Raw genomic sequence first — 11,810 nt, 5'->3', positions numbered from 1 at the left:
CCCGGAAAAGACACACTTTTCTTTACTTAACCCCTCTTGGCGCGGGGGTTTTTGCATTGGAGCGACGAAAAAGGACCCAAAAAGGACGCGAGCACCCTTTAAACCAAAGAACCCCAGGCCGGAAAACTTCCTGACCTGGAGTTTTGGAGCCGGAAACGGGACTCGAACCCGTAACCTACTGATTACAAATCAGTTGCGCTACCAATTGCGCCATCCCGGCAACTTTAAAGCGACCTTTTGGCGTTAGCCGTCGCTGGCTCGAAAGAATCAGAGTCAACCTGAGAATCGAACTCAGCTGTGCCGCTGACAGGCGATTGTACAGGTTGGCAAGCAGAAGTTAAAAACGACACCACAGGAAAACTGCAACCGCACTTCTTGAACACTTTTCCACACGCTAAAGGCCCCGCTCAGATAGGCAAATTCACCGCCTCAAAAACGAATTAAGATTCTCGGTCACTGACGGGGTAGTGTGACTATCGCTAAATCACTGGGGCTATGTTTCTGCAACGTCTCCGCATCGCGTCTTTGCAGCATCACTGCAATGCACCCCAGGCAGTATCGGGGAAAGGAAGTGTCGACATGTCATTCGCTGGTGACAGCAATTCCAACGCCGGAGAAAACTCCGCTGCGAAGAATGATCTCTACGACGCTGAAGCCACTGTCTCTTACGACGACACTCCGCAGACCCAGTTTCCTGCAATCGAAGGTCAGTCCACCTTCAAGCAGCGCGTGATTGATTTCGTTTCCGGCCCAACGGCAACTGTCGACCTAGTGCACTCGACTACTACCCCGCTGCCGCTGGCACCGATCGATTATTCCGACCCGAGTCAGGTCACGGCCGTACTCGATCTCGCTGCTCGCATCGGCGGGCTATTGCTGGCATGTGGCTCGGGCAACCGCGATACCGAGCTACAAATTAAGGCCGTGACCTCAGCCTATGGCCTCACCCAAATCCAAGTCGATATCACGTTGACCTCCGTGACGGTCTACCACCTCATCGGCGCGCGCCGTACCCCTATTACCGCGATGCGCGTTGTCACCGCACCAGTGCCCGACTTCGAGCGCTTGCGTCACACCGACCGTGTCATCCGCCGAATTCGCGCGGGCCACCTGAGCTTGGAGGAGGCTATTGAGGCTATCGACAAGGTCGAGCGTGAGCCCGCAAAATACCGCCTCCGCGTCATCTACACTGGCTGGGCATTGCTGGCTTCATCTGTGACAGTGCTGCTCGGCTCGAGTTTCGAGGTCGCCCTTATCGCGGCTGCGGTCACACTGGCCATCGTCATCGTGATTGGTGAACTCGCTGCCCGCGAGTTGCCCACATTCTTTCAGAATGCAGTCGGCGGTCTCATTGCCACGCTCTCCGCTGCTGTGCTCAATGCGGCGCAGGCGTATCTCCCCTTTGAGATGCAGCCATCCAGGCTGATCGCCTCGGGAATTATCGTGATGCTCGCCGGCCTAACCCTCGTGCAAGCACTGCAAGACGGCATCACCGGCGCACCTGTGACTGGCTCCGCGCGCTTCTTCGACACCATGTTGTTGACCGGCGGAATCGTCGCTGGCATCGCAATGGGCATCGAGTTTTCCGGAATGCTGGGCATTCCGCTTCCCGACGTCATCGCGGGTTCTGACCTCAACCTGGCACAGGCGACAGTGAGGGTGATAGCGGGAACTACCGCCTCAATCGCATTTGCGTTGGCCTCGAATGCTGGGTTCACCGCGCTGTCGGTGTCCGGAACAGTCGCCCTGCTGGGATCGATGACCTACTACTACGTGTTGACTCCGCTGGGAGTTCATCCGGTGACCAGCGCAGGCGCGGCAGCAACGCTGATTGGTCTCATCGGTGGCCTGCTGGCACGACGTTGGTCCATCCCGCCGCTGATTACGGCAGTGGCAGGCGTAACCCCGCTGCTTCCGGGTATGACGATCTACCGCGGTATGCACGCACTGCTGCACGACCACCCGACCAAGGGGTTTACGGCGCTAGCCTCAGCGCTAGGCATTGCGACGGCACTAGCTGCGGGTATTGTCCTCGGTGAATGGATGGCGCGCAGGCTCCGTCGCCCTCGCGCACTGCGCGAAGACAGTGGCCTGACCCGTCCAATCCGGGCCGGTATGCGTCGCATCCGTCCTGTGAATCCGCGGAACAAGCCTCGCCGTCCACGCAACTACCGCTTCAAGGGCGGTATGAACCCGCGCGTGGACTAGTCGCTGCGTGAACTGGTCGCTTCCGGAACCAGGTTCTCCACACCGCGCGACCTATCAACAACGTGGTAGAATAAGGTTTTTGAATTGTAAGTAGCGCTTAAAGCTGAAACTGCGTCATCACAATCCCATTCCTTCTTCACTGAACTCGGTTGAGCTCAGTGCCGGGAGCATGTGGCGAGATGGCTGGCAGAAGTAGGTGTATGGGGCGCAATTAAGGCCATGCTTGCCAGGAGGATTCGTGCCACCGAAGGTCACAGACACTCGCACTGCTCAGAACGAGGCTCTTCACAAGGTCGAAGAAAAGACCGCTGCTGGCGCACGGCGAATTGTTGCTACCTTCGCCGAGGACTTCTACGATGCCGTCACTCTGATGTGCATGCTCGGAGTGGAGAAGGAAGGCCTGAGCTTCAAGAAGGTTCACGAGGAGTACGAGAAGGAAAACGCTCCGAAGACCGCAAAGCGCACACGCAAGTCCACTAAGAAGACTGCGAAGAAGTCGACCAAGAAGGCTGCAAAGAAGACCACTCGTAAGACGGCGAAGAAGGCTGCCAAGAAGGCCGCTAAGAAGACGACGAAGAAGGCTGCCAAGAAAACAACCAAGAAGGCAGCTAACTAACGGGGTCACGCAGCATGGGTCTTAGCGGGAAAAAGGCGGTTGCCGCAGTAGCTGTCGTTGCGGCAGTGTCCATGACGGCTACCGCATGCCAGGCAAAGCCGGCAGCGGAGATCGTCGGCAAGCAATGGCAGATAACCGCAATTTTTGATGACCCAAACCTGCCCCACGGTGTGCCGGACGGAACTCAGGCGCCGACTATTACGCTGGGACAGACAACATATGCCTTCGCTGATTCCTGTGGCAACGGCTCTGGTTCGCTGCAGTGGAAGGGCGAGGCGGTCGAATTCGGCGCCCCGGAGCAGACTCGCAGTTTGGACTGCTCAGACCAGGCGCAGACCTATTCGGAGCGCTTCCACAAGATTGTTGCGGGCGAATTCGTCTACACGCAGGACAACAATGGTCTGCGCATGCGAGAGATGAAAGACCCCAAGCCAGGCGAGGATCGCCGTGGCTGGACTGCGACAACTTCGGGTTACACCGAGGGGCGCTGACGCCACTTCTGATCGACAGGCGCATCGGTGCCGGGGTGAGAAACCCGTGCGTAAGAACCGCGGTGGTAAATGAGCGGATTGATTTCTTCACGCTTGCCGATAGCCACAATATCCGCCGTCACAATCCAGTGATCGCCGCCTTCGTAAACATCGACGACGGTGCAATCAATCCACACGGAGCAGCCGTGCAATAAAGGGTTGCCCAGCTCAGAGCGGGTCCACTTCCCCGTCTTGAACTTTTCGCCATTACTGCGGCCGAAGGCTGCCGAGATATCCTCCTGATCCTCGGCCAACACATTGACGGAGAAGCGTCCAGCGTTCCGTATATGCGGCCAGGACCGCGAGGTCTTCATGACAGTAAACAGAACCATCGGTGGAGTGAGACTCAGCGAGGAAAAAGACTGGCAGGCGAAACCGTACGCTTCGCCTTCATCCTCGGTGGCGATAATGGTCACGCCAGTGGTGAACTCACTCATCGCGCCACGGATAGACATTTCATCCAATTCGACGGGGCCGCCAAGTTCGACATGGTCGTCGCGGGTAGCTTCCGGACTATTGAGAGCCGCAGCTGATCGGTCGGTGCTCGAATTTGTTGAATCTGTCATGTAATAGACCTTAATCTGAATCCGAACACAGTAAAGACGAGGTAGGGTTTACCACCCCAAGAGCCCCCGATAGCGCCACGATGTTGTTACCGTCGTTGGCCCGCTACCCGGCTGACGGTGCCGACGGCGCTGCGGTTGTCGATCCAACGACAAACTCAGTCTCCAACAAGGCGCGAGGAGCGCGACCGCTGTCCTCGCGTGCGGCCTCAAGTTCCTCGGCCAGCGCGCGGCCGACGGCAATGCCCTTCTGCCTATTCGGCTGAATTACAGTGGTCAGCTTGTGGAAGAGGGCGCGCTCGATTCCGTCAAAGCCTGTGATGGACAGGTCCTCCGGAACACGAATTCCGTTCTCCTTGGCATATTCCAAGACCGCAATTGCCTGAGTATCCGTGGTACAGACCACCGCCGTGAGATCCGGGTTGTCGGTCAGCAGCTGGCGAGCCGCATCGCGGTTATTCTCGCGGTCATTGAGGTGACGCTCGATGATAGGCACATCTGCCTGCTGAATACCGGCCTCGGCAAGCGCTTCCAGCGCACCTTCGACGCGGTTCTTCTGCACCTGGTGATGAGCTTCTGCCAGCCGCTTCTCCGTGACATATCCCGAGTTCGGGGTACGCGACAATCGCACTGACAAGATTCCCACCTTGCGATGTCCCAGTTCAGTCAGGTGTCGCACCGCGGGCTTGATGGCCTCACGGTCATCGATGCCCACAAACGGTAGAGCCACCGCATCTGCAGGCTGGTCGCACACGACCGTCGGCAAGCCACGGGCGCGCACGGCAGCGAGGAACGGATCGTTGTCCGCGACGGAGTAGACCACGAAACCGTCGACCACCGCTTGCCGAATCAGATTGAGATCTACGTCCCCACCCTCCTCGGAGGAAGCTGGAATGACCAACATGGAGTCGCCCATTTCGCCGAGCTCCTCTGCGAGGCCGGCGAGAAAATCCACCGACGCAGGGTCTTCAAAAGCGAACGGGAGGTGCTCGGTGAACAGCACGCCGATGGCGCCAACCCGGCGCATGCGCAGACCGCGAGCCATTGGGTCCGGCCCGGGATAGCCAAGCCGCTCCGCAGTTTCCAAGATGTGCTCCCGCAACTTCTCCGAGAGCTGGTCAGGGCGGTTGTAGGCATTGGATACGGTCGTGCGCGAGACCCCAAGTTCTGCAGCGATGGAAGCCAAGGTGCCACGACGACGCCGACTTTGCACGGAATACCGACCCTTCTTGAAAAACCAACAGCGACTGCCCGCTCAGATATCTTCGTCCAGCTACCTCAGGTAGAAAACCTCGATTTTATGGAAAAGAACTACAACGAGCATCACACGCATCTAATCGCGGACAACTTTACCCAACGAATGTGCGCGACTGTCATTTCGGCCACTCCGGCAGAGGCCCGCCTTGTGACTGGGTCTCCGCAGCCCCTACTATGTTCTTTGAACTAAAAGACAACTGTTTTCAATAGCGGTTAATGCTCAGGAGCTGAATAAAAGGAATAATTCAGCCCGCAACAGGATTGGATACAAAAATGAAGGCACGCTTTTCCACGCGCATCGCGGCGCTAGTCGCCAGCGCCGGCCTCGTCGCAGGTCTCGGCGCATGCTCCAGCAATGATGACAGCACCACATCCGCGGGCAAGTCCGAAGACACCATCAAGGTGGTCACCTCCACCAAGGTCTGGGCGGACGTCGCCGACGCAGTCACCGACGACGAGAAGGTCGCCATCGACCCGATTATCGCGTCCAACGACATCGATCCTCACTCCTACGAACCGGCCGCAGCCGACATGGCAAAGGTAGAGGACGCCGATATTCTCGTCGCAGGTGGCGGGCATTACGACGCATGGCTGACCTCCTCTCTGCGTGACGCAAAGGATAAGGTCATCATCTCTGCGCTGCCGCAGGAAGAGGGCCACAACCACGATCACGATCACGAAGGCCATAACCATGATCACGAGGGCCACGATCACGACCACGATCACGAGGGCCATGACCACGACCATGGCGACCACGACGGCCACGAGCACCACCACCACGATGGCGAGGCCAACGAGCACGTCTGGTACAACACCGATGCGGTTGAAGAAACTGCAGAGCAGCTCGCCGAAGCTCTGACCAAGATGGGCGCCAAGGCCGACACCAAGGCTGTCGATAAGGAAATCAAGGACATCGAAGAGGCCAAGAGCAAGCTCAAGGCCGCTAAGGTTGCTCAGGTTCACCCGCTGGCCGATGACATCCTGAAGGACACGAAGGTTAAGGACATCACCCCGAAGGGCTACCGCCAGTCCACGCTGAATGAGTCCGAGCCGTCGGCAAGCGATGTCAATGAAATGCTCAAGCTGATCGAGTCCGGCGAGCTGGACTACCTCATCGACTCGCCACAGACCCACGACCAGGTCTCGCAGCGACTCGTCGAGGCAGCCAAGGCAAAGGGCGTTAAAATCGTCGATGTTTTTGAGTCGCCGAGCACTGGCCAGTCGTTCTTTGACCTCTACAAGCAAACCCTTTCCGATATGGAGTCCGCATAACTTTGCCCTCACTGACTTTTACTGACGCAGCCGTCGAACCGCTGTGGTCCGGTCTGAATTTGGATATCGAGCCCGGCGAGTTCTTGGCCATCCTGGGTCCGAACGGCGTCGGCAAATCCACGCTGCTGACCACCGCCCTTGGCATGCGGCGGCTGACTCACGGTTCAGTAAAAGTCGACGGGAATCTGGGATACATTCCGCAGCAGCGGATGTTCGAGCCCTCGCTGCCCATTCGGGTTCGCGACCTCGTCGAGCTGGCAGCTGGCAAGAACCGCTCCGCCACCGACGAGATGCTGGAGTTTGTCGGCGCAACGGGTATTGCGGACCGTCGTGTCGGCACGCTCTCTGGCGGTCAGCAACAGCTTGTGCGTCAGGCGCAGGCGCTCGTTTCGGCACCGGATTTTTTGCTTTGCGACGAGCCTCTGCTCTCCCTCGACCCTGCGGCACAACGAACCACGGTCAAGCGCCTGGACCGGCATCGCCGGGAAAATGACACGGCAGTCGTCTTTGTCACCCACGACATCAACCCCATCCTGGGCGTCTGTGACCGGGTGCTCTACCTGACGCCGCATGGACATGCGGTCGGATCGGTCGAGGAAATCATCACCTCAGAGACGCTCTCGGAGCTCTACCAAACCAAAATTGTGGTTGCCCGTGTCGAGGGAAAGTTGGTTATCGCCTAATGACCCTACTGGCTCAGTATTTCTCCGACACCGCCGCTCTACTCCAGGTCGGCTTCGTCCACAATGCCCTCATTGCAGCGGCACTGCTTGGGCTGATTTCCGGCATCATCTCGCCACTAATCGTCATGCGGCAGATGAGCTTCACTGTCCACGGCACCAGTGAGCTGGCACTCATGGGCGCATCCGCGGCTCTATTACTGGGTGTCAGTGTCAGCAGCGGCGCCATTATCGGCTCGGTGCTCATCGCAATAGTCCTGGCAGCACTGTCGCTTCGAGGGCGCCAAGATGCGGTTGTGGGCGTGGTTTTGAGCTTCGGCATGGGCTTATCGGTGCTGTTTATCCACCTCTACCCTGGCCGGACAAGTACCGCGTTTTCACTTCTCACCGGCCAGATCATTGGTCTGACTGACACTTCTCTATGGACGATGGCCATCGTCGCGGTCATCGTCGTCGGCGGCGTTGCCTGGAAATGGCGGCCGCTGCTATTCGCCTCCGCCGACCCCATCATGGCCGCCGCTAGTGGTGTCAATGTGAAGGCGCTATCGATCTACTTCGCGATTCTCACCGGTCTCGTGGCCGCCCAGGGCGTGCAAATCGTCGGCTCTCTGCTCGTCATCGCCCTGATTATCACCCCGGGTGCCGCAGCCGCATTCGTTACTGCCTCGCCGGTGAAGGCCATCATCCTCTCGACCATCTTCGCTGAGGTCGCGGCTGTCGGCGGCATCGTTCTCTCGCTCGCACCGGGTATCCCGGTCAGCGTTCTAGTGACGACAATCGCGTTTGTCATCTACCTCATCTGCTACGCCATCGGAACGGTGCAGTCGCGTAAGGCAACGCGTGACGACGTTCAGGCTGCCAAGTGGAGAAAATAGACACATACGCTTTTCGGAGTAGCTGTTAAAACAACAAAAATATCGGGCAGCTCCTCGAGTGACGATTGCGGAGAAGGTGCGTCCACCTTCCCTCTCGCCACCGAGGGGCTGCCCGTATTTTTACTGGATTCTCTAAAAGCAGACTCCAATACCCCCAGCTCTTTTTAAGACTGCGAGGCTGCCGAAATGGGGTGACCCGGCAGACAGAAAAACTAACGCTGAGGATGTCGTGGTCTGACATCTCAGTGACCCAAAAGCTAGCTGTACAAGCCACCGCTAGGTCCGTGAGCATCCCTAAATTACGGCCAATTACGCCCCCATTTCTAGGAGCATGATATGCCCGCCCTCCCCTTCAGGAAACTACGGATAATTTTCTGTTGGAAGTGATAATAACGCCGTCATTTCTGCAGCGCACGCCGGAAATAGAATTATCTTTAAAGCACTGAGCTACTGGGGGTAGCCATAAGTACCGGACGCCATTTAGAACGCAAAATACCCCACGTAAACGCCATTACTATAACGAATTGATAATGGCGCCTACGGGGGTATCAAATGCGCTACTGACTACTCTTAGCCCGGCGCTGGCGGGCAAACTCACTCAGGGTCACACCGGCAGCAACGGAAGCATTGAGAGACTCAACCCAGCCAGTCATCGGAATGGACATGATGGTGTCACAGGTATCGCGCACCAGGCGCGAAAGCCCCTTGCCCTCAGAGCCGACGACCACAACCACCGGGGTGGTGCCGTCGTACGTGTCCAGCGTGTGGTCGCCACCGGCATCCAAGCCAACGACCTGATAGCCAGCCTTCTGGAACTGCTTGAGCGAGCGCACCATGTTGGTCGCACGCGCAACTGGCAGACGCGCAGCAGTACCAGCTGAGGTACGCCAGGCGACGCCCGTAATGGCAGCCGAGCGACGCTCCGGAATCACCACACCGTGACCGCCAAAGGCCGCCACCGAGCGAATGACCGCGCCCAGATTACGGGGGTCGGTGATGTTATCCAGGCAGACGATAAGGCCCGGCTCCCCGGTCTTGGCCACCGAATCAATCAGATCTTCGACAGATGCGTACTTGTACGGCGGAATCTGCAGGCCGATACCCTGGTGCATAGTGTTGCCGGTCATGGTGTCCAACTCGTGGCGGGGCACCTCGCGAATCGGGATACCACGGGAGTTAGCGATACGCACTGACTCCTGCAGGCGCTCGTCATTGTCGGTACCCAGCGCCACAATCAGCGCTGCCGCTGGCACCTTTGCATGCAGGCACTCCACGACCGGGTTACGGCCAACTACCAGCTCGGTGCCATCCCCCTTGCGCTCATGACGCCCGGAGTCACGGCGGCGCTTCTCTTTCGCCCGCTTATGAGCTGCGTGATAAACGCGGTCCTCTGCTTTCGGGGTCGGCCCCTTGCCACGCAAGCCACGCTTTTGGCCACCGGAGCCGCCAACGTTCTTCTTGCTTGCCTTGCGCACTGCACCACGACGACCGTTGCCTGCCATAGCTACCTGCTTCCTGTTGTTAATAGTTTTCTTTAGCTTTAGTCAGCGACAGACCATGCCGGACCATCCGCGGTATCAGTTACCTCGATACCCGCTTCCTTCAGACGGTCGCGTACAGCATCAGCCGTAGCCCAGTCCTTCTCTGCACGAGCCCGGGTGCGCTCCTCCAACTGGTGCTCAACCAGCACACCGAGCGCATGCATTGCTGCATCAGAACCAGAATCGGAGGTTGCCCACTGCTCATTCAGCGGATCGAATCCAAGGACTGCGGCCATAGCGCGGACAGCACCGGCAATCTCCTTGGCCTTGGTCTCGTCGCCGTCGGCAAGCGCCTGATTGCCTCCACGGACAGCGTTGTGGATTTCCGCGAGCGCGCGTGGGACGGCGAGGTCGTCGTCGAGCGCTGCTTCGAACGCCGGCGTCCACTCACCGATTTCGATATCGCCGAGCTTATCGACGGCACGGTGCATAAACGCCTCGATACGACGGTAGCCCGCTGCCGCTTCCTGCAGAGCCTCCTCGGAGTACTCCAGCACGGAGCGGTAGTGCGCACTACCGAGGTAGTAACGCAGCTCAACCGGACGAACCATGGTCAGGATATGCGGCACGGACAACACGTTGCCGAGCGACTTCGACATCTTTTCGCCGGCCATTGTGACCCAGTGATTGTGCATCCAGTAGCGAGCAAAGCCGTCGCCGGCTGCGTGCGACTGCGCAATCTCGTTTTCATGGTGCGGGAACTGCAGGTCGAGACCGCCACAGTGGATGTCGAACTCCGAGCCCAAGTAGTAGGTGGCCATGGCGGAGCACTCCAGGTGCCAGCCCGGACGGCCATTGCCCCACGGCGTCGGCCACGAGGGCTCGCCCGGCTTGGCCGCCTTCCACAGCGCGAAATCGTGCGCACCGCGCTTGCCCGGAGTGTTGGTCTCGCCCTGCTCCATCTCGTCAACGCGGTTGCCGGACAGGCTACCGTAGTCGCTGCCTTCAGCCTTGGACCAGGCGTCCACGTCAAAATAGACGCTGCCATCGACAGCGTAGGCGAAGCCGTTATCCATCAGACGCTGCATATACTCCACCATCTGAGTGACATGTCCGGTGGCACGCGGCTCAACGCTCGGCGGAAGAACACCGAGCTGGTTGTAGGCCCAGGTAAATTCGCGCTCAAAGCGGGAGACCCACTCCCACCAAGGGCGGCCGTGCTCGGCGGCCTTATTCAAGATCTTGTCATCGATATCGGTGACGTTACGCACAAACGCGACGTCATACCCCTTGGCGATCAGCCAACGGCGCAAGATATCAAAGGCCACGCCAGAGCGAACATGGCCAATGTGCGGCTGAGCCTGCGGAGTCGCACCGCACAGGTAAATGGAGGCATGCCCCTCGCGGAGAGGCTCAAAATCCTTCAGTTGGCGGGTTGCGGTATCGAAGATTTGAAAAGTCACAGCCCCGAGCATAGCGGGGAAATAGATACGGGTGAAAAAGAGAAAACGGCTAGCGCACACGGGCAATGTGTGTGCGCTAGCCGTTACCCGTAAAAGTGCAGAAAATCCCTACTGGGAGGAAAACCGATAAGGGGGTCGACTTATGCGTCTGCGTCCAGGTCCACCGGCTTATCGTCGGCTTCATCCTTCTTCTCACCAGCGGCACCTTCCTGTGCCAGTGTGCGGTGACGTTCGATAGTGGCATCGACGCGGGCAAAGACTTCCTCGACCTTGGCCTCATCAACGCCGTCGGCAAGCGCGAGCTCACCGACGAGAACCTGGCGAGCCTTGCTCAACATACGCTTTTCACCGGCGGACAGACCGCGGTCCTGATCGCGGCGCCACAGGTCACGGACTACCTCAGCGACCTTGTTAATATCGCCCGAACCCAGGCGTTCCTGGTTGGCCTTGTAGCGGCGGGACCAGTTGCCGGCCTCTTCCACATCGGTCTCACGTAGCACGGAGAAGACCTTCAGCAGCCCCTCTTCACCGACAACGTCGCGGACGCCGACCAGCTCGGCATTCTTGGCGGGCACTTGGATGTTCAGATCACTCTGCAGAATCTGCAGTACGAGGTACTGAACGGTCTCGCCGTTAAGCTCTCGTTCAATGATGTTTTCGATTTTCGCAGCTCCGTGGTGCGGATAAACTACGGTATCGCCAATGCTGAATTCCATGTAATGCACACGCCCTTTCCAACGGCCTTCCACCCTATCATGTCCCCCCATGATTTTACGGGTAGTATGAGAACATCTTAGGAAGACACTAAGGTGTTCTTTAAATACTGAAAATCCTATCGCCCATCCTCAAGCTACTGGAGGAAATC

The 11,810-nt window shown here is 58.4% G+C and carries 11 protein-coding genes and 1 tRNA gene; 6 read left to right on the top strand and 6 right to left on the bottom strand.

The features are described 5' to 3' along the window. Positions 1-144: 144 nt before the first annotated feature. A tRNA-Thr gene (locus tag HMPREF2681_RS07590) sits at positions 145-220 on the bottom strand. Positions 221-579: 359 nt separating this feature from the next. Between HMPREF2681_RS07590 and HMPREF2681_RS07585 the strand changes: the two genes are divergently transcribed. From HMPREF2681_RS07585 to HMPREF2681_RS07575, 3 genes are all read left to right on the top strand, one after another. Continuing rightward, positions 580-2,208, top strand: coding sequence for a threonine/serine exporter ThrE (locus HMPREF2681_RS07585; RefSeq protein WP_016421439.1), 1,629 nt, complete (start codon positions 580-582; stop codon positions 2,206-2,208). Between the two features lie 238 nt (positions 2,209-2,446). After that, on the top strand, positions 2,447-2,824 hold the full coding sequence (locus HMPREF2681_RS11140; RefSeq protein ID WP_016421440.1) for a hypothetical protein: 378 nt from the start codon (positions 2,447-2,449) through the stop codon (positions 2,822-2,824). A gap of 14 nt (positions 2,825-2,838) precedes the next feature. Next, positions 2,839-3,315, top strand: a complete 477-nt coding sequence (locus tag HMPREF2681_RS07575) for an META domain-containing protein (protein WP_070546660.1) — start codon at positions 2,839-2,841, stop codon at positions 3,313-3,315. Here the strand turns inward: HMPREF2681_RS07575 and HMPREF2681_RS07570 are convergent. Both HMPREF2681_RS07570 and HMPREF2681_RS07565 read right to left on the bottom strand, forming a co-directional pair. Beyond that, positions 3,297-3,920 (bottom strand): flavin reductase family protein, encoded by a 624-nt coding sequence (locus HMPREF2681_RS07570; protein WP_016421442.1) that lies wholly within the window; start codon positions 3,918-3,920, stop codon positions 3,297-3,299. The genes HMPREF2681_RS07575 and HMPREF2681_RS07570 overlap by 19 nt on opposite strands. A gap of 103 nt (positions 3,921-4,023) precedes the next feature. Continuing rightward, the gene (locus HMPREF2681_RS07565; RefSeq protein ID WP_070546659.1) at positions 4,024-5,130 is read right to left on the bottom strand and encodes a LacI family DNA-binding transcriptional regulator; all 1,107 of its coding nucleotides are present in this window, start codon (positions 5,128-5,130) and stop codon (positions 4,024-4,026) included. Positions 5,131-5,447: 317 nt separating this feature from the next. Between HMPREF2681_RS07565 and HMPREF2681_RS07560 the strand changes: the two genes are divergently transcribed. Genes HMPREF2681_RS07560 through HMPREF2681_RS07550 form a run of 3 tightly spaced genes read left to right on the top strand, consistent with a single transcriptional unit; the run spans position 5,448 to position 8,001 of the window. Next, positions 5,448-6,446, top strand: coding sequence for a metal ABC transporter solute-binding protein, Zn/Mn family (locus tag HMPREF2681_RS07560; RefSeq protein WP_070546658.1), 999 nt, complete (start codon positions 5,448-5,450; stop codon positions 6,444-6,446). A gap of 2 nt (positions 6,447-6,448) precedes the next feature. After that, a complete protein-coding gene (locus HMPREF2681_RS07555) occupies positions 6,449-7,129 on the top strand; it encodes a metal ABC transporter ATP-binding protein (RefSeq protein WP_070546656.1) in 681 nt (226 codons plus the stop codon). Next, positions 7,129-8,001, top strand: coding sequence for a metal ABC transporter permease (locus HMPREF2681_RS07550; protein WP_070546654.1), 873 nt, complete (start codon positions 7,129-7,131; stop codon positions 7,999-8,001). The genes HMPREF2681_RS07555 and HMPREF2681_RS07550 overlap by 1 nt, the downstream gene beginning before the upstream one ends. 557 nt (positions 8,002-8,558) lie before the next feature. Here HMPREF2681_RS07550 and rlmB read toward each other — a convergent pair. The 3 genes from rlmB to HMPREF2681_RS07535 form a co-directional block, all read right to left on the bottom strand. Continuing rightward, complete coding sequence (gene rlmB / locus HMPREF2681_RS07545) at positions 8,559-9,503, bottom strand: 23S rRNA (guanosine(2251)-2'-O)-methyltransferase RlmB (protein ID WP_038626584.1); 945 nt, start codon at positions 9,501-9,503, stop codon at positions 8,559-8,561. Positions 9,504-9,541: 38 nt separating this feature from the next. Further along, a complete protein-coding gene (gene cysS / locus HMPREF2681_RS07540) occupies positions 9,542-10,945 on the bottom strand; it encodes a cysteine--tRNA ligase (RefSeq protein WP_042388940.1) in 1,404 nt (467 codons plus the stop codon). A 140-nt stretch (positions 10,946-11,085) separates the two neighbouring features. Further along, positions 11,086-11,661 carry a CarD family transcriptional regulator gene (locus HMPREF2681_RS07535; protein ID WP_038626586.1) on the bottom strand — a complete coding sequence of 192 codons (576 nt, stop codon included), beginning with the start codon at positions 11,659-11,661 and terminating at the stop codon, positions 11,086-11,088. Positions 11,662-11,810: the final 149 nt, after the last annotated feature.

This window comes from Corynebacterium sp. HMSC064H12 (assembly GCF_001809925.1).
GTDB lineage: Bacteria > Actinomycetota > Actinomycetes > Mycobacteriales > Mycobacteriaceae > Corynebacterium > Corynebacterium jeikeium_D.
This window is presented reverse-complemented; position numbering and strand designations above follow the sequence as displayed.